Genomic DNA, 20,368 nt, shown 5'->3' with positions numbered 1-20,368 from the left:
ATGATAGAGCGAAACGGACAATAAGGGAAGTTGAAGAAGAATTGAGTTTTGATAAAAATTAAAAATATAAATAAAAGATATAGTAGATTGGAGATATTTATTATGAGAACTGAAGCAACTTTAGAAGAATGGAAAGATTTATATGACATTGCCATAAGGCTTAAGGAAATGAAGCCTTGGGAAGAGTTATGGGATATGGATTTAATAACTATATTGCCATATGGAAAAGATGAGCCGTGTATATGTAGTGTTATGGGCAGAGGTGGAGAGTTTTTTGGAATAGGAGCTTATATAGGCATTAATGCTATTCATAACTTTTTTGTAATGGCAAATAGTCATGATGTTCCATCACATCAATTGATACGTTATCAGAATAATGTTATGTGTAATTTTGGTAATAGAGATGAATTAACAAAAAAAGAGTTAAATATAATAAAAGAATTAGGTTTAAAATTTAGAGGAAAAAATAATTGGATATACTTTAGAGTATTTGAAACAGGCTATGCTCCATATATGCCAGACAGAAATGAGGTATTAGAACTTACAGATATTCTAAAGCACTTATATATGGCAATAGAAGCATTGCATAAAGGTCTAAAGATTGATTTTGAGAATGGAAAAACTTTAATGCGTAGATTTGATGAACAAAGTAACTCATGGATAAACTATGAAATGCCTGTATTTATGCCAGAAGTTCAATATCCAGTACCAGCATTAGAAGATCAATTACTAATAAAGAAATTAAAAAAGCAACCATCAAATAATTGTATATTAGAATTGGATATAGCATACTTAAACTCAACTATAAATGACAGGACTTATGATAAACCACTTATTCCAAGATTATGTATTTTAGCAGATAAAAGAAGTGGAATGCTACTATCACAAGTTATGGTAACACCAGAAGATGATGAAGTTAATATTGTATTTGGAACTATAATAAATTATATTCTCCAAAGAGAAAAGCCAAAACAAATAATAGTTAGAGATACTTATATGTTCAGTATTCTACTTGATCTATGCAAACAAGTGGGAATAGATATTATTCAATCAGGGCAATTACAAGCAATAGATGAGTTTGTAGAATCTTTTTATGAATATATGCGATTCTAAAATGATTCTATTAACTTTTAAATACCTAAATCATCTTAAATAAAATAAATAAAATAAATGAGGAAATTGCATAATTCAAAATAGCTATTTTATATCACTTTATATTGCGGTTTGATCTAATAAAAACACTATATATAGTAGGTGTAATTATAAGAATGTTAAATATGTAGTACTAGGGACATATAAGTGTTGTTGGGAACCGATGAATAATATCTCCCTTCAAAGGAAATACTAACTACAAAGTAAAACTTGAAGGGAGATGTTTTCTAAAATACTAGGGACATATAAGTGTTGTTGGGAACCGATGAATAATATCTCTCTTCAAAGGAAATACTAACTACAAAGTAAAACTTGAAGGGAGATGTTTTCTTATGCCAAGAATGGCAAGGCAAAAGAAGGAAGACGCCATTTTTCATGTAATGGCAAGGAGTATCAGTGAAGTTGATTTGTTTAAGGATAATGAGGATAAGCTTAATTATTTAGCTTTGGTTAAAAAATATCAAAAAACCTACGAATTCAGAGTATACGGCTACTGCCTTATGGATAACCATCTTCATTTAATTATAGATGCCAACGGAGCAGACATTTCAAGAATAATGCACAGCATAAACTTTTCCTATGCACAATATTTTAACCACAGACATAAAAGACATGGACATCTATTTCAGGACAGATTTAAAAGTAAAATGGTAAAAAGTGAAATATATCTTTATGCCTTATCGGCATATGTTCACAACAACCCTTGTGATATAAAGGGTTATGAAAACTGCCCAGAGAAATATGAATTTTCAAGCCTTTCAATTTATCTAGGACTTAGACATGACCCCTATGAACTTGTTGATGATGGCTTTATTATGGGAATGTTCAGCAAAAATCCTAAAAAAGCTAGAGAAAGCTATATTAAATTAGTATATAAATGCTCTGATAAGGTTTTTAAAGAGGAAGTTGAATTTTTAAATGAAGGAACAGAATACAGAAGTGAAAGAAAGATATTAATAAGAAATATTAAAACTAAAGAAATATTAGAATTTATAGCATCGAAGATGGGAATTGAAAAAATAAAGCTACATACAAAACACTGCAGAGAAATAGTTGAAGCAAAGGCACTGGCTGTACTTTTAATGAGAAGCCTTTGCAACTTAAAATGCAGTGAAATCTGCCGCGTCCTTGGAAACATAACTCAAAGCAGGGTTTCAAAGCTTAGCAGCCTAGGAGTTAAACTTTTAGATGAAGAGAAATATAGAAATATTACATATGAATTTTTGAAAGAGTATGCTTGATTTTATAAAACAAAATATTAAAATTTAATTTTAAAAAATTAAAAAATAAGTGTTTTTATAAAACATAAAAATTGGACAAGCATAGTAATAAAACAAAGAAAATATAAAATTAACCTAAAATAAATCAGAAAATTACGAACTTTTATTTTAAAGAAGGGTGTAAGGGTACATAAATACATTTAGTCATACCTCTACAATAAGTATATGTCCCATTCGCCATGGCCGCAAGCTTAACAAGCTTAATAGTTAACTGTTTTTCACAATGTATTCAGATGTGATTTTAAGGAATTTCTTGATATCCTCCAGATTATTTTTTATCAACCCATATACAAAGGAATTGTCAATCTCCCAGTACACATGAACTAATTTATTTCTAAATCTTGCCATACCTTTAAGTTGATTACAAAAATCTTCATCAATTAGGCCAATCTCAAATAAAACATTAAAAACATCTGCATAGGTTTCTGGAATAGTGAAATTATGATTAAATTGTTCAAGGGAAACAATTCTACTTCCTATATTAATACATGTTTCTATTGATAGTTGAAGATATCTTTCAGCAGCTCCCTTAAGTATCTCATCCTCTAGATATTCCTTTTCAGTTTTAATGGAGATTTTATCTAAGATATCAAGGTACTGCTTTAAAATCCTTATTTGAGTAAGTAATTTATCATCCATTTGACTTACCCTCCTATCATTTTTCTTAAAAACTCGTTATTAATTTCATCTCTAATTGGTTTAAAATCAAGGTATCTAGTTACTATAGAACTTTCAAAATCAACTACCTTTAGTTTGTTGCTGTAATATATAATTTCCTTGTTCTTTATAACTCCATATTTCATACTTAAAGGAGCATTATTTAATATAACAAAATCTATTTCATCGGTCTTTAAAACATCAGTTATCTTTAAAAATATTTCTTGTTCTAGTTTTTGCATTTCTTCCTTTGTAAGAGAATAATCAAAAAGAACAGCAAAGTCAATATCGCTTAATGGTGTGATTTTCTTTGTATGACATGAGCCAAATAAATAAGCAACTATAATTTTATCTCCATAGGAAGAAAATACATTCTTTAGTTTTGGAAAGTTATTAATAATTTTACTAAAGTCTACTTTTCCAAATTTTATCACAACATCACCTTCTATACTAATTGAGGTTATTTTTATTATATCCAAATATTATAAAAGATGTCTAATAAATTTTAGATTTATTTATCAAAGCTCTCTGATAAATTTAGATTAAAGCATTCTATACTAGGGACATATAAGTGTTGTTGGGAACCGATGAATAATATCTCTCTTCAAAGGAAATACTAACTACAAAGTAAAACTTGAAGGGAGATGTTTTCTTATGCCAAGAATGGCAAGGCAAAAGAAGGAAGACGCCATTTTTCATGTAATGGCAAGGAGTATAAGTGAAGTTGATTTATTTAAAGATGATGAAGATAAGCTTAACTATTTAGCTTTAGTAAAAAAATATCAAAAAACCTATGAATTCAGAGTATATGGCTACTGTCTTATGGATAACCATCTTCATCTGATAATAGATGCCAACGGAGCAGATATTTCAAGGATTATGCACAGCATAAATTTCTCCTATGCACAATATTTTAACCACAGACATAAAAGACATGGACATCTATTCCAAGACAGATTTAAAAGTAAAATGGTAAAGAGTGAAATATATCTCTACGCCTTATCGGCATATGTTCACAACAACCCTTGTGATATAAAGGGGTATGAAAACTGCCCAGAGAAATATGAATTTTCAAGTCTTTCAATATATCTAGGCCTTAGACATGACCCCTATGAACTTGTTGATGACGGTTTTATTATGGGCATGTTCAGCAAAAATCCTAAAAAAGCAAGAGAAAGCTATATGAAATTAGTATATAAGTGCTCTGATAAGGTTTTTAAAGAAGAAGTAGAATTTTTAAACGAAGGAACAGAATACAGAAGCGAAAGAACAATATTAATAAGAAACATTAAAACTAAAGAAATATTAGAATTTATCGCATCAAAACTTGGAATTGAAAAAATAAAGCTACATACAAAACACTGCAGAGAAATAGTTGAAGCAAAGGCACTGGCTGTACTTTTAATGAGGAGCCTTTGCAACTTAAAATGCAGTGAAATCTGCCGCGTCCTTGGAAACATAACTCAAAGCAGGGTTTCAAAGCTTAGCAGCCTAGGAGTTAAACTTTTAGATGAAGAGAAATATAAAAATATTACATATGAATTTATGAAAGAGTATGCTTGATTTTATAAAACAAAATATTAAAATTTAATTTTAAAAAATTAAAAAATAAGTGTTTTTATAAAACATAAAAATTGGACAAGCATAGTAAGAAAACAAAGAAAATATAAAATTAACCTAAAATAAATCAGAAAATTACCAATTTTAATTTTAAAGAAGGGTGTAAAGGTACATAAATACATTTAGCCATACCTCTACAATAAGTATATGTCCCATTTGCCTATGTCCCATTTGCCCACCGATAGTGCAAAAAGTGCCTTTGACTTGTTTCCCACTACCGACAACGCAAAAGACATCAAGCCGACTCGCCTGTTGCATCATGAGGCAATATTATTTAAGCCATGCAATAGCATTCATACATTTTTTATGAAGTTTAACATAGATGTATTATTTCTAGATAAAAATATGGTGGTTATAAAAAAGATAGAGGGATTAGAAAAAGGTAAAGTTGCGTATGTAAAGGATGCCTCTTTTGTGATAGAGGCAGGGGCAGGTAGATTCAGTGGCATTGAGACTGGCAGCCATATCGCTTATAACTTATGATATGGCTGCCGATTATTTTTTATTGACAGTTAGACGACTAAGTATTATTATAATAGTTAGATAGCTAATTAAATTTCACGAAAGGGGAAAAAAGATGGATTTTTGTAATTTTGAGGGACTATACCAATCCTTTATAAGGGTTATTAAAGTGCATCATCAGTTTCTACATATAATACTTGAAAAACTTGAATTATACCCAGGTCAGCCTCCATTGCTTTTTACTTTATATAAAAATGATGGACTGAGCCAAAGGGAGATTGCAGATAAGCTTCATATTAAACCTGCTACCATTACTGTAATGTTAAGCAGGATGGAGAAGACAGGGTTAATTATAAGAAAACAAGATAAAGAAGACCAAAGAATACTGAGGGTGTATTTAACCGACAAGGGAAAAGAAATGTGTGAGGAACTAAAAAAGATTATGCCTGTTCTAAATGAACAATGTTTTGGAAATTTCACAGAGGAAGAAAAAGAAACATTTAAGTACCTTTTAGAAAAGATGGCAGATAACATTGAAAAGATAAATAAAAGATAGAATTTTGATAGGAGATGATAGCTGTGCTGAAATTGTACAAATTTTTAAAGCCATATGCTGCTATGGTTGTAGGAGTATTCATTTTTGTGGCTTTACAGTCAATTGGAGATTTGTATCTTCCAACACTTATGTCAGACATAATCAATAAAGGGGTTATGAAGGGAGATACCCAAAAAATACTACAAATTGGTGGGATAATGCTTTTGGTTGCTGGAGCAGGAGTTATCTGTTCAATCATTGCAAGCTACCTTTCAGCATATATCTCGTCTAGTCTTGGAACGATTTTAAGAAGTAAGATATTTAAAAGAGTTGAGAGTTATTCATTAAGTGAATTTGACAAACTTGGAACAGCAACTTTAATTACAAGAACAACAAACGATGTAACGCAAATTCAAACCGTTACTGTAATGATTCTTCGTCTTATGATAAGTGCACCTATTATGGCTACCGGTGGAATTATATTGGCATTTAGAAAGGATAGGCCACTTACATTGGTTCTGGCAGTTGCAGTACCAGTTCTAGCTTTAGTTGTTGCATTTATAGCTTCAAAGATGATACCACTTTTTAGACTGGTTCAGGTAAAGATAGATAAAATAAACCTTGTTCTTCGTGAACAGCTTACTGGAATCAGGGTAATTAGAGCATTCAATACTGTAGAAAAAGAAAGAAAGCGTTTTGATGAGGCAAATGTTGACCTTACAGAAAACTATATTAAAGTTAATAGAATAATGGCATTTATGATGCCGTCAATTATGCTTATTATGAACTTAACTTCACTTGCTATTCTTTGGTTTGGTGGTATCCGTATAAGCCAAGGCAGCATGGATTTAGGAGCACTTGCAGCATTTACCCAATATGCAATGCAAATTATGTTCTCAATGTTAATGCTTGCAATGATGTTTATAATGGTTCCCCGTGCACAGGCAGCAGCGGTTAGAATAAATGAGGTCCTTGATACTGTACCTGAAATAGTGGATAGAGAAAACACAAGGGATAACTTTAAAGGAAGAGGATATATTGAGTTTAAGGATGTTACATTTAGTTATCATGGTGCAGAAGAACCAGCACTTAAGAACATCTCATTTGCAGCAAAGCCAGGTGAGGTAACTGCAATTATAGGAAGTACAGGTTCTGGTAAATCTACTTTAGTAAATTTAATTCCAAGATTTTATGATATAGATAGTGGAAGTATTTTAATAGATGGTGTTGATGTCAGAGAAATGACTCAAGAAACACTTAGAAAGAAAATAGGGTTTGTACCACAAAAGGCAATTTTATTCTCAGGAACAATAGCTGAAAATATCAGATTTGGTAAAGATGATGCAACAGATGAGGAAATAAGACACGCTGCAAAGGTGGCACAGGCACTTGAGTTTATTGAAAACATGGATGGTGGATTTGACCATGAAATAGCCCAAGGTGGTACAAATGTATCAGGAGGACAAAAACAACGTTTATCAATTGCTCGAGCTCTAGTTAGAAAGCCTGAGATATACATCTTTGACGATAGTTTTTCAGCCCTTGACTTTAAGACAGATGCAAAGCTAAGAGCTGAGCTTAAAAAAGAAACTAAGGATTCAACAGTAATTATAGTTGCCCAAAGAGTTGGAACCATAATGGATGCTGATAGAATTATAGTTTTAGATGAGGGGAGAGTTGTAGGAATGGGAACTCACAAGGAACTTCTACAAAATTGTGATGTTTACAGACAAATTGTATCCTCACAGCTTTCAGAGGAGGAAATAGCATGAGTGAAGATAGAAGAATGAATAAACCATCTGGTGGACGTAGAGGAGACCCAATGGGCTTTGGAAGACCCGTTGAAAAGCCAAAGGACTTTAAAGGAACCTTCAAAAGACTTCTTCGTTACCTTAAACCACATAGAATCAATTTAATAATTGTTCTGATATTTGCAATAGCAAGTACATCATTTACAATAGCCAGCCCTAAAATTCAAAGTAAAGCTTTAAATAAGCTACAAGATGCCTATATGTCTCGTAAAATGCTGCATGAACTAGCAAAGGGACAAAATGAGGGCGTAAACCAGCTTAAGAGTAAAATGGGAGATGTCCAAGTAGAAGTAACTGATAAAATAGTTGATAATATGGCAGAGGCACAGGATAAGGCAGTAGAACAGATAACCAAAAATATGTCAGATGCACAGGTTAAAGCCGTGGATGAAATGTATAAGGGGATAGCCATTCAATTACATCAGGGTGTAGTTAGTGGACAAAATGCTGCAGTAGATAATATAACAAAGCAGATGGCAGCTGTTCAAAAAAATCTGGTAGCCCAAATTCAACAACAAATGCAGCAGATGCAGCAAATGCCACCGGGGTCAGGTCAAATGCCGCCAATGGATCCTAAAACAATGGAGGCAATGCAAAAACTACTAAAGCTTCCAATGATAGATTCAATCAAAGATAAGCAGACAAAGATTAAAACAACTATTGAATTTATAGATATACTTCAAAACATGCCAGCAGGGGGACAAATGGATGCAAAAACATTAGCTTCAACAAAAGAATTATTAAGTCTTCCATTACTTGAAACTGTTAAAAATCCAAATGAAAAGATAAATATAATTAAAAAGTTTTTGAGCTTATCAAAGAATATGCCTGGAGCTAATCAAAAACAAGGCATGACACTTGATGAAGCTACAATGAATAAAGCACTTTCAAAAATTCCAGAGATAAAGAATTTCAATACAAGTAATAGTTCTACTTCAACAAATAAGATGGATAAAAAGACAATGGATGCTGCACAAAAGCTATTAAAACTGCCAATGATTAATGAAATTAAGGACCCAGTACAAAAGAAGAAAACATTAATAGAATTAATTGATATATTCAGCAGTATGCCAGATATGTCAGGGGCAAGTTCTCAAAAGGCCATGAGTTCAGAAGATATGAAAACAGTAAAGGAATTAATTGAGCTTCCAGCTATAAGCAGTATTCAAGATAAGACTCAAAAGAAGCAAACAGTAATCAAGCTTGTTGATATATTTGCTAAAATGCCTGATATGGAAAGCAGTACAAATAATGAAACAAGTAAAACAATGGATAAAGAACAGTTAACATATGTAAAAGACCTCCTTCAACTTCCATTGATTAATTCAATAACTGATTCAGAAGAAAAGACAAAGGTATTAAATCAAATGCTTGATATATTTGATAAAATGCCTGATATGAATACTTCTGACAATAAGAGTACTGAAAATAAATTTGATACTGAAAGTATAAAGGCGGTTAAAGAGTTTATTTCACTGCCAAAACTGGAGACACTGACAAATGCAGATGAGAAGGCAGATGTTGCAAAGAAAATTTTAGATTTAAGCAAGAAAATGCAAACAAACATGGAAAATGCACCAAAGGATGCAAAGGAAAATATAGAGTTTACTGATGAACAGATAAATTCAGTTATTACTGCCATAAGAGAAACAAATGGAGAATATGATTTCAATTACATTGGTAAGATTGCATTAATACTTATTGCAATGTTTATTATAAGTTCACTCTTTAGCTTAATTATGGGGCTTGTTATGTCGGGAGTTGCCCAAAAGACTGTGCGTGATTTAAGAAGGGAAGTTGATGATAAGCTCTCCAGATTACCACTTAAGTATTTTGACCAGCATGCACATGGAGATATCCTGAGCCGTATAACAAATGACGTTGATACCATTGCAACTACATTGCAACAAAGTTTAACTCAAATAATAACATCTGTTATAACTATAATTGGTTATATAATAATGATGCTTACAATAAGCCCAACTCTAACTTTAATAGTAATTGCAACAATGCCCCTATATGTTATAGCAACAGCCTTTATAGCAAAAAGGTCTCAGAAGTATTTTGCAACACAGCAAAGGGAACTTGGAGACTTAAGTGGACATGTTGAAGAAATGTATACAGGACATAAAATAGTTAAGGCATTTGGAAAAGAAAATGATTCAATTCAGGAGTTTGAGGCAATAAACAATAGACTAAGAGATGCAGGATGGAAGGCACAGTTTATATCAGGGATAATGTTCCCACTTATGAACTTTATCAGTAACCTTGGATATGTTGGCATCAGTATAGTTGGAGGAATATGGATAACAAAGAGCAGATTAGGTATAGGTGATATTTTAGCCTTTATACAATACTCAAGGTCATTTACAATGCCTATTGTTCAAACTGCTAATATAGCAAATGTTATTCAATCAACAATTGCTTGTGCTGAACGTGTATTCCAAATACTAGATGAAGAAGAGGAAATACCAGATAGCAAGGATGCAGTAGTAATAGAAAGTCCAAAGGGCGAAGTTAAGTTTGAAGATGTAAGCTTTAGATATAAAGAAGATGTACCGCTAATAGAAGATATGAACTTAGACGTAGAACAAGGCCATACAATTGCAATAGTTGGGCCAACTGGTGCAGGAAAAACAACCCTTGTTAACCTGTTAATGCGTTTCTATGAAATAAATTCAGGAAGGATTAGCATTGATGGGGTAGATATAAGGGATATAAAACGAAGTGAGCTTAGAAAGATGTTTGGTATGGTTCTTCAGGATACATGGCTATTTAATGGAACAATAAAAGATAATATAGCCTACGGAAAAGAAGGAGCAACAATGGAGGAGATAGTGAAGGCTGCAAAGGCAGCACATGCTGACCACTTTATAAGAACTCTCCCACAAGGCTATGACACAGTATTAAATGAAGAAGCAACAAATATTTCACAGGGACAAAAACAGCTTTTAACAATTGCCCGTGCGATACTTGCAGATCCTAAGATACTGATTCTTGATGAGGCTACAAGTAGCGTTGACACAAGAACAGAAGTATTAATCCAAAAGGCAATGGCAAATCTTATGAAGGGTAGAACAAGCTTTGTAATTGCCCATAGATTATCTACAATTAGAGATGCAGAAAAGATACTAGTGATGAATAAGGGAAGTATAATTGAAATGGGTAACCATAAGGAACTGCTAGAAAAAGGCGGATTCTATGCAGACCTATACAACAGCCAATTTGCAAATGAAAATATTGAAGAAGCAGTATAGATAGAAAAGGGGCTGTGGCATTAGCAGATTTAAAAAGCTAATGCCACAGCCTTATTTTAGTTAGTTAGTGAGCTTAAGAATCTTTTCTAAGGATACTCCGCGGCTTCCAGAAGCTTTGTTGTTTATTACCACAGTATTGGATTCGACTCCTTCAAAAATTATCTCAGATTCAGGTGAAAGTTTAAATGTAAGATTAGCCTTGTTTTCAATCTTACCTTGGCTGCGTCTTAGAATCTGTACTTTAAATATAAAAGTTTTGGATTCTCCTACATTTATAGAGTCCAAACTAATGTTGACCGTCCCATTGCTGGGTTCACCGGAATGGGTTATTGTTCCATCTGCGTAGATAACTTCTATAAATTTTAAATCACTGCTTAAAACGTCCAGTGCCTCAACTGAGTATATGGGGTTTGGACCGCTGTTTGTTATCACAAGTTTATATTCAACTGATTGTCCAAGGGCACCTATAATATCATCAGTTGTAAACTGTCCCTCCTTAGATTTATTTCTCTGTTCCTTAGTTAAAGTGATATTTGAATTATTAACGTAAATATTTCTCAATGTTTGTATTCCAGGGCCGATTTCTTCGGGTTTTAGATACCAGTCTCCATAGGCAGCATTAGTTTGACTATCAATCAAGGTAGTAGGATTTGGATTAGCACTTGTAATTAGCACATCAAATTCATAATTATAATATTCATCTTCTTCAGCGTAGGCGTAAGGAACAACAGGAAATACAACCTTCTGAGCTTCAACTAAAACAGGTTCTATTGGCTGCCCCATTAATGTTGCATTTCCAACATAGGTCTGACCAATAGGAAGTATATCAGTAAACTGTCCATTTACTATGCTTGTGCCCTTTGGAAGTTTAAATGTGACAGTATATCTTATAATAGTTCCCACAACGGTATAATAAATATCTGCAGTTTTGCTTACTTCAATATCAGGGAATTTTTGAACAACTTCATTTGTATCTTCCTTAGGGTAGGTGATTGGAGTTATGCTATTTGTGGAATATATGAAGCTTGCTTTATTAAAAGAAGATCCACCTGCAGGAATACCTCCTACTACTTTAACCCTGAATACCATAGATTTTACTGTATTTATAGGTAGTTCATCAATTTTCCATTCTATTTTTCTAATTAGAGGTAGATAATTTACTGTTCCTATAGCTGCATCATAATAACCTGTATATTCAAGATAAGGGGATATAATGTCTTCAACAATAATGTTATATGCAGTTGATGAACCAAAATTGTGGACAGTTAATCTAAACTCAAGTATATCATCGGCTAGAACAGGTATTGTATCTGTAGTATAACCTAATCCTTGTGTAATATTTCTTTGAGTTTTTGTAATAAAAACATATGGCCTTGTTACTTCAACGTCTACATATCCTTCTTTTTCTGGGCTTAGGGTTCCTTCTTCATCTATTTCACTTCTTACCTTAACAATATTTCTTTGTGTTTCTAAATAAGGTTCTGAGTTGTTTCCATCAATCACCCTTGCAGGGAAGGTTATTGTTATTTTCTTTTGCTCTAGAGTTGCATCAATTAGTGGAATTGTAAATATAATATATCCATTTGAGAAACTTGGAACTAAGTTTACAGAGTCATATTTTGCAGGACCTAAATAAGTTTGTTTAGAAGGTAGGGTATCTTTTATAATTATATTTTTTGCGACTGTTCCATATGGCACGGTTATTTCAATAAAGTAAGTTATTATTTCACCAACTTTAAAACTATCACTTGATGCATACTTTAGAACTGAAAGTTCACCTAAAACAGCATAAACTGTATTTGAGTTTTTAGGGCCATAGCTAACAATAGGAGTTGCACCTTGTATGCTGAATGTTGCATCAAACTTATTTGAAATTCTTTGCCCTGTAAGTCCTCCAGAATCAACAGTCAGTGCAATAACTGCTTTGTATTCAGTATTTGCAGGAATTGATGGTATAGTCCATTGTAGGTTATTTGAATCAACTGTTAAAGTTCCTATATCAATTGATGCTAATCCTATATAAGATAATAATGAATTGATTGTTTCTGTAGCAACTACATTAACTAGTGTATAGCTATTTGGATTATAAACCTTTAACTCATAATATATTAAATTTCCGACATTTACATATATATCATCTGTAGTAAATGGACTAAGAGGTGATGTTGTTACGTTTTTCTGAGATTTAGTTAGTATTAAATCTGCAGTTGATACATAAATAGTTGAGGTTGCTGTTTGTTGTGGTCCACTTGGACCAGTTTCGGTATATTTCCAATCAAGTGTAACTGTATTTATTTGTCCTTGTTGAGGAGGAGCTGTGATGCTGTTTACCTTTGCTCTGAACTTGTATTCTATATTAACTTCTGCTGCTGAGGCATCTATTTCGGATTCAACAGGGAAGGTTAGAGTAGCAGCGCCTAAATTGATGCCATTTTTAGTTAAAGTAAGTGGAACATAGCTTTGTTCAGTTGGTAGTATATCATTTAACGTCACATCATATATTTTTATTCCCAATGGGACAGTTACATTTATGGTATACTCAATTTCTTCACCCACAAGTGCAGATAATTTATTAACTGCTTTTGTAACTTCGGGATAGGCATAGTTAAAGGTTACTATATTTGATTTAACAGGGCCTAAAGTTAATGGATTTACTGTATTTGTATCGTATAAACTTTCTGCAAAGTTTTCAACAGCTTCACCTGGTGTTGGAATTGAGTTTACTGTGCATGATAATATAAGTGTTTTTGTTTCACCAACTGTTAAAGTAGATTCAGTCCAAGTAACTGTACCAGCAATGTGAGTTACAGTACCTGCGGGTGGAGGTGGAACAACAGCATTGTATGTCAGATAACTTGAAAGTATATCTGTTGTTATGATGTTAAAGGCATCTGCCAAACCATGGTTTGAAATTGTTAGTTTGTAGTGTATTTCATCGCCAGCTTCTATATCAAGTAGAGGATTTTTAGTAAAGTCCCCACCCTTTGTTACGTTTTTTTGCCACTTTTCAATTTTTATATAAGGACTTCTAACTTCCACATCAACAAATGTTGAAACAACAGGTGCAGGTTGACCACCTTCAGTTAAGTTCCATTTTATCGATACATTGTTTCTTTGCATCTCTGTATAAGGAGATATTGTTTTTCCTTCTTTAACAATAGTTTTAAAGGTGTATACAAGGGTTGTAGGACCTAAAATAGGAGCTGATTCTTGATAGGTTAGTGTATTTCCTACAACTGTTGGAGTAGCAGGAAGAGTATTTCGTGTAAAGCTACCTAATACATATTCCTGCTTTGATGGAAAAACATCAGTTAACAACAAATTATAGGCAATAATATTTTCAGGAATAGGGATTGTTATGGTGTAGGTTATTTCATCTCCTATTTTTGCAGGTGTTGGTAGAGCCCCTTTAGTGACAATTAGAGCAGGTATATATATTCTTGTGGTGTTTGAATCTGCATTATAGGTTACAGGATTTACATCGTTTGAATCATAGGTTGAGGTTCCTTTATTTGTTATTGAGTTTGATGCTGCAATTGGAGATTTTATTTTAACAGAAAATTCAAGTGTTGCAGAAGAACCATTATTCAATACAGGTATATTCCAACTAACTGTTTCAGGTGGACCTGATGAATAGGATGCTGTTCCTGCCGATGCACCTATAATCGAAACAAATTGTAAATTAGGGTCTAAAATATCACTGAGGTTTATATTATAGGCAGGTGATGCACCCTTTGAGTTAATAGTTATTCTATAGTATATTGTATCATCAGGATTTGAGAAGATAGCATCTTGAGTGTAGCTTCCACCTTGGGTAAAGTTTTTTTGTTCTTTAATAACTACAATATTTGGGGTTCTAACAGTTATATTTAAGTTAGAGGTTCTATTTCTGATTAAAGGTCCTCCTGATACAAGTGCCCAGTCTATTCTAGATTGATTTTGCTGAGTTTGGGTGTATGGTGGAGTAAGGTTTCCGCTTATTACTCTTGCAATAAATCTATATTTAATTGTTATAGGATTTGGGTATGAGTAAAGGTCTGGCTCCGTTGGGAAGGGTACCACCTGACCTACAACAGTTGGAGTAACAGTATTTATAGGACCGTCATCCTGCTGTCTTGTTGCAGGTCCAATATAGTTTTGTCCTGTTGGTAGAGTATCCCTTGGCCTTAGTGAATACACATAAACTCCATAAGGTATTGTAACGGTTAAGGTGTATTCTATATCATCACCTATTTCTGCCTGTAGAAGGGATGCAGTTTTTACTAGTGTTAAGTTTGGTGCAATAAGGTTAACTGTATTGGAGTTGCCGCTGTATTCTACTCCATAGCCATTGTTGTTGGTGTTATAAACAAATGTTGCTTTATTTGAAGTAGATGAGTTTGCTGCAAAGCCTGGTAAAGTCTCAACTCTGAAGGTTAGTGTAGCTGATTGACCAAGTGGAAGCTCAGGAATAGTCCAAGTTATTGTACCTGCTGAATATACGGGAGTTCCTAATGTTGCATTGAAGCTTAAAGGAACAAAGTTTAAAAGTGGATTTAATACGTCTGTAACAACTGTGTTATAGGCTGTTTCAAGTCCGTTATTTGTTACAGTAATTCTATATTCAATTATATTTCCCACATTGAAACTTAAATCAACAGTTCTAAATGTTCCATTTAGGGTGTAGTTTCTTTGTTCTTTTGTCGCAATGATATTAGGAGTTTTAACTATTAGGTTTTTAGTTGTTGTCTCAGGAATTGCAGGGGTTCCTAAGGTGTCAATCTGCCATTCAACCTTTGCAGTATCTGGTTGGTTTTCACTAAATGGTGATACATGTGCAGCAGAAACAACCCTAATATCAAATGAGTAGAGGAGTTTAACTTCACTGACTGTTGCATCTACAATAGGAATAGTCGGGAAAACTACATTTGGTGGTGTAACTGTTGGTACAATTGGGATTCCATTAAGGGTTGCATTTCCTGCATAAACCTGTTCAGGTATTTTAAATGTGTCTGTAACCTTAACATTATATGCTATAGTTCCTTTAGGAACAGTAACTTCAAGTATATAGGTTGCGATATCTCCAACCTTTACAAATACAGGATTAATTGTTTTTATTATTTTTAGCCTTTCAGTTTTTAATACTGTAGAATCTTCAAATGGGTCTCCAGGATATTGATAGGACATATCCATTTGTGAATAAGGTCTTGTTAAGATAGCTTTGTTTATATAAAGCTGTCCGCTTACAACTGAGTTTGTAACCAAAACATCATAGCTAAATGTCAGGCTATCTCCAGGTGCAAGCTTTCTTATTAGCATTGAAACATTTTGCCCAACAAAGGTTGGAGTGTCGTAAATTCCTGTGCCTGTAACAGAAAAGTTGCCATTATATAAAAGACCTGTTGGAATAACATCTGTTAAAGTCATCATAAAGGCATCGGTTGTTAGGTTATCAATTGTTTGAGTGTTTTTTATAGTGATGGTATAGGTGTAGATTTCTCCCGCCTTAATTGCATTTACATCAGGACCTGTAACAGATTTATCAAATTCAATATTTGGTGTACCAAAATTAACTATAACTTGGTCTCTGTCACTATAGGATAGGTTTAGACTGTTTCTTCCTGCAAGCTTAGCAAGATTATTTTTTATAGCATTAAGAGGTATATTTAAAACAGGTATTTTAAATGTTGCAGTCCAAATTGAGCCGCCAGATAAATTACCTAAAGACCACCTAAATCCATTGGGAGAAACAGTATAGGGTGAAAATGGACCTGATACATTACCACCATAAATAACAGGTGATGGTGGTAAAGGTCCCATGTTATATGGGGCATAATCGTCTATTTCGATGTTTAGTTGTGTTGCATTTAAATCTGATGCGTTGTATTCTATAAAAAATTCTACCAAGTCACCAGGTGATGCAACGGAATAAGGTTTTGCAGTGCCATCCTTGTAATAATATCCAATAATTTGTTTATCAATAAAAGGCTTTTTTATAGATGAAGTTACAGAAGAACTGTCAGGTGTCTGCCAAAGTGTGTTTGAGTTTATGCCATTTACATTTGATTGATTGGTTAAGCTATCATTTGATGCAACAGGATTGCCGTTAATATAGGTAGCTTTTGTTAATGCTTGGAATGTAACTGTCCCTGTTGTACCAGTTGATAGGGTACCTAAAGTCCATGTCAGGGTTGTTGTTCCATTAGGATTAACTGTAATTGTTGAAGGAGAAGGAGTGGCAGAACCTGAAACATATTCCATTCCGTCAGGGATTATATCTACAATTATAATGTTATTTACATTGTCATATTGGTTTACCTTATAATCAAGTTTGTAATTTGTAATAAGACCTACATCTGTGATTGAGGAACCTAATATAGATTTATCTATTGTTATATCCTTTGCAATAGTAGTTAAAGTTGCAGTTACAGGACCAGATAGACCATCAAGTATAGCTGTGTTAATTAATTGAGTATCATGTGGTATTTTTTGTCCAGAATTTTCGGTGCAGCCTGTAGTATATTTGTCCCATATTGCCGTATCAAAGTTTATTATGTTCGTACTATTTGCTGAAAGTATCTTGTTTCCCCAATTTATTATCGTATAGTTTTTACAGTTTGGAGAAGGTGTTGGGGTTGTAACTGTTGGTGCTAAAAAGCTTGATGCATTAGGCCCTGTTGCAGTAATGTTGTTTAAATATCTAATTCCATTTGGTAGATTATCAATCAATGTTATGTTAGATGATTCACGAGTGTTGTTATCAAGTATTAAGGTGTAGGTGAATGGCCAAAGTGGATTTGGAGTTGGAATAAGTCCTGCACCCTTTGGCATTTTTCCAGGACCTTTTTTAATCAGGTTATATCTTAATGGAATTATATTATTTGTAATGCTTTTTATAATCTCTACATTACCGGGATCATCGTTTCCTCTAGGAAGTGTATCAACCTTTGCAGTTAGGTTTAGATTTGGTACTGGTATATCAAAAGGAACAGGAAGTGATGTGCTTCTATAGGATTCATCTGATTTTATTTCAACAGATACTTTGTAATTTAGTTCATTAGGAGCAAGGTCTTTAACATTAACCCACTTTACAGTGATAGTACCATCTAGATTAGATATAACTTCTGTAGGAGATACGCTGCTTGATTGAAATGAAAAGCCATCTGGTATAGTAAGTTCAAAGTATAGGTTATATCCTCTATCTATGAGGCTTGTGTTTGAAAAGGTGAGGTTTAAAGTAGAAGTTTTTCCAACAACAATTTTTAAAGGTTGCGGCAACATATTTACAACAAATTGGGATGGAGACAGTGCCATACTTTCCTCCTAAAAAAATATTGATACATATTATATTATTCAATTAATTTAATTTTGATGTAAGTCACACGAAATTTTTACAAATAATTTCATATAATAGATTATATATTAAGTTTTGAGGATAGAAAATGAAAAGTATCAGTGTTCTTTTTTATTTAGATGGTAATAACGAAATAGAACCGGAAATATATAATTCCTTTAATAGAATAAAGAATAGTTTGAGTAGTGATGTTGAAATTTTTATTGAACTGGGTAGGGAAAAGAGAGAATTCATAAAAATCATCAGACCATATGAATTCTTCGATACTAAATATGATAACTGGAATGGAGTTAAAAGATATCATATTTATAATGGTAAGATAAGGGAGTATGATTTAGGGACAGTTAATATGGCTAATCCCAAAGAGCTTAATAATTTTATATCATGGGGACTTGAATTATCGAATTCTAGGAAAAACATTCTTGTAATAGCTTCCCATGGTTTCTCAATTCTTGGTGGCATTACAGACTTTACTTTGGATAATCCCTATTTAATGTCAATTGATGACATGTGCAGTTCTATTGGCTTAGCATTGTCAGAGACAAAAAAGAGTTTAGATTTGTTGTTTTTAGATATGTGTTATATGAATTATATTGAAATACTTTATGAATTAAATCAAAAAAGTAATGTAAATAAGGTTTTAATGTATGATGGTGAAGGGGATTTCAGAGGAATCGATTATCTTAACTTTATCAGTAATCTAAAGGAGTTAACAAGCCACAGTTCTGTGGTACTTGATAAATTGAATTTTGAAAATATGCTGATAGTAGATATGAATAGATTTAAACTTAAGAAAATAAAAAGCTATTGTGACGGGTTTGCAAAAGATATGCTAAATAAGGGATACAAGAATATAGAAGATGTGAAAAGAGAAATAGGGCTAGAAAACATATATAGGGAAATAAATAAAATCATTTTAAGCAAATCCAAGGATGCAAAGGGAATAGAAATATTAAACTTTCATATAGATGAAATAGATAGTTTTAATTTTAATCTTTCATTTTACACCAATAATAATTGGATAGATTTAATAAGTAATAACCACAATTTTAAAAGCAGTAATAAAGAGAAATTCAAACCACAAAAGCTATCATATTCCAGTTTACTAGGACTTATTTTATCCTTAAATCCGGATATCAGTATAAAGGAAGGTGTTAGCATATTAAACAATTTAATTAAAGAAAAAGGGTGGAATTTTAGTAAAAATAATACTTTACATGTATAAAGAAAGAGTAAAGAATTTTAACTCTTCTGTAACCTAAAGAGCCTTAGATATGTTATAATAAAAATGCAATTTTAGAATAGAGGGTGCTAAGATGAACAACAGGATTAAGGTTTTAACAATTATTTGCAGTATTATTTCTTTAACAATTTGTGCAGTACTATTTTTAGAAATCAAAAAACTGATGCCAAGCGGCAATACCTTTGCAGTTCCCAATAAACCAGTACAAAACACAGAAGTTAAGGTGGATAAGCAACCAATACATGTTGAGGATACTGTTGAGAAGGAAAAGGAAGAAAAAATAAAGGAGGACAATGCTAGCCATCATCTGGACAAGCCAAAGGAGAAAGTGGATTTAAATAAAAAAGTAGTATATTTAACCTTTGATGATGGTCCAAGCCATAATACAGAGAGAATACTTGATACTTTAAAGGAATTTAATGTGAAAGCTACTTTTTTCGTTATAGGAAATGATACTGAATATGGTAAAAGTCTATATAGAAGAATAGTAGATGAAGGACATGCCATAGGAAATCATAGTTACAGTCATAGATATTCTAAAATTTATAAATCTATTGATGCTTACAAGGAAGATACAGAAAGGCTTGGGAAGCTACTAAACAGTGTTATAGGATTTGAGCCTAGAATCATGAGGTTTCCAGGTGGTTCCAACAATCTTGTAAGTAGAAGATATTCAAATAAAAAGACATATATGAAGGAATTATGTGATGAAATGATAAATGATGGCTATGAATATTATGACTGGAATGTAAGTGCCGGTGATTGTGTCAGCGGAGTTAAGCCAGCAGCTGCAATAGTCAGAGACGTTGTGCAGGGAGTAAAAAATAAAAAGAGGGCTGTCATACTGTTTCACGATAGCGAAGTCAGAACTACAACTGCTGAGGCAGTACCAGAAATAATAAAACAATTAAAAGCTATGGGATATGAATTCAGGGTGTTGACAGAGACTTCACCAGCCTTAAAATTTAAAAATTAAATATAACAGTTTAAATTTAACCTCCTCAGGAAATAATCCTTG

The 20,368-nt window shown here is 32.8% G+C and carries 12 protein-coding genes; 9 read left to right on the top strand and 3 right to left on the bottom strand.

Annotated elements, in window-relative coordinates; translation table 11 throughout:
- The first annotated feature begins 102 nt into the window (after positions 1-102).
- Together Q428_RS01655 and Q428_RS01650 are read left to right on the top strand one after the other, a co-directional pair.
- A complete protein-coding gene (locus tag Q428_RS01655; RefSeq protein WP_035377580.1) occupies positions 103-1,113 on the top strand; it encodes a DUF7309 domain-containing protein in 1,011 nt (336 codons plus the stop codon).
- Between the two features lie 371 nt (positions 1,114-1,484).
- A complete protein-coding gene (locus Q428_RS01650; RefSeq protein WP_035377578.1) occupies positions 1,485-2,393 on the top strand; it encodes a transposase in 909 nt (302 codons plus the stop codon).
- Between the two features lie 246 nt (positions 2,394-2,639).
- Here Q428_RS01650 and hepT read toward each other — a convergent pair whose 3' ends face one another.
- Together hepT and mntA are read right to left on the bottom strand one after the other, a co-directional pair.
- Positions 2,640-3,071, bottom strand: a complete 432-nt coding sequence (hepT, locus tag Q428_RS01645) for a type VII toxin-antitoxin system HepT family RNase toxin (RefSeq protein ID WP_035377576.1) — start codon at positions 3,069-3,071, stop codon at positions 2,640-2,642.
- Between the two features lie 5 nt (positions 3,072-3,076).
- Positions 3,077-3,523 carry a type VII toxin-antitoxin system MntA family adenylyltransferase antitoxin gene (mntA, locus tag Q428_RS01640; RefSeq protein WP_051514807.1) on the bottom strand — a complete coding sequence of 149 codons (447 nt, stop codon included), beginning with the start codon at positions 3,521-3,523 and terminating at the stop codon, positions 3,077-3,079.
- Between the two features lie 220 nt (positions 3,524-3,743).
- Between mntA and Q428_RS01635 the strand changes: the two genes are divergently transcribed.
- The 5 genes from Q428_RS01635 to Q428_RS01615 all read left to right on the top strand — a co-directional run bounded on the left by Q428_RS01635 (position 3,744) and on the right by Q428_RS01615 (position 10,774).
- On the top strand, positions 3,744-4,652 hold the full coding sequence (locus tag Q428_RS01635; protein ID WP_035377574.1) for a transposase: 909 nt from the start codon (positions 3,744-3,746) through the stop codon (positions 4,650-4,652).
- A 363-nt stretch (positions 4,653-5,015) separates the two neighbouring features.
- Positions 5,016-5,192 carry a DUF192 domain-containing protein gene (locus Q428_RS16625; RefSeq protein WP_242847742.1) on the top strand — a complete coding sequence of 59 codons (177 nt, stop codon included), beginning with the start codon at positions 5,016-5,018 and terminating at the stop codon, positions 5,190-5,192.
- Between the two features lie 94 nt (positions 5,193-5,286).
- Positions 5,287-5,727, top strand: a complete 441-nt coding sequence (locus Q428_RS01625) for a MarR family winged helix-turn-helix transcriptional regulator (RefSeq protein ID WP_035377573.1) — start codon at positions 5,287-5,289, stop codon at positions 5,725-5,727.
- A 23-nt stretch (positions 5,728-5,750) separates the two neighbouring features.
- Positions 5,751-7,478 (top strand): ABC transporter ATP-binding protein, encoded by a 1,728-nt coding sequence (locus tag Q428_RS01620; RefSeq protein WP_035377571.1) that lies wholly within the window; start codon positions 5,751-5,753, stop codon positions 7,476-7,478.
- A 1,436-nt stretch (positions 7,479-8,914) separates the two neighbouring features.
- A complete protein-coding gene (locus Q428_RS01615) occupies positions 8,915-10,774 on the top strand; it encodes an ABC transporter ATP-binding protein (protein ID WP_423219568.1) in 1,860 nt (619 codons plus the stop codon).
- A 60-nt stretch (positions 10,775-10,834) separates the two neighbouring features.
- On the opposite strand, the gene Q428_RS01610 is transcribed toward Q428_RS01615, so the two are convergent.
- Positions 10,835-18,067 carry a DUF11 domain-containing protein gene (locus tag Q428_RS01610; protein ID WP_035377569.1) on the bottom strand — a complete coding sequence of 2,411 codons (7,233 nt, stop codon included), beginning with the start codon at positions 18,065-18,067 and terminating at the stop codon, positions 10,835-10,837.
- A 128-nt stretch (positions 18,068-18,195) separates the two neighbouring features.
- Between Q428_RS01610 and Q428_RS01605 the strand changes: the two genes are divergently transcribed.
- Together Q428_RS01605 and Q428_RS01600 are read left to right on the top strand one after the other, a co-directional pair.
- Positions 18,196-19,332, top strand: a complete 1,137-nt coding sequence (locus Q428_RS01605; RefSeq protein ID WP_035377567.1) for a clostripain-related cysteine peptidase — start codon at positions 18,196-18,198, stop codon at positions 19,330-19,332.
- 91 nt (positions 19,333-19,423) lie between these two features.
- Positions 19,424-20,326: a polysaccharide deacetylase family protein gene (locus Q428_RS01600; protein WP_051514805.1), complete on the top strand. Its 903-nt coding sequence runs from the start codon at positions 19,424-19,426 to the stop codon at positions 20,324-20,326.
- Positions 20,327-20,368 lie beyond the last annotated feature (42 nt).

It is taken from the genome of Fervidicella metallireducens AeB, from assembly GCF_000601455.1.
GTDB classification, from domain to species: Bacteria; Bacillota; Clostridia; order Clostridiales; family Caloramatoraceae; genus Fervidicella; species Fervidicella metallireducens.
This window is presented reverse-complemented; position numbering and strand designations above follow the sequence as displayed.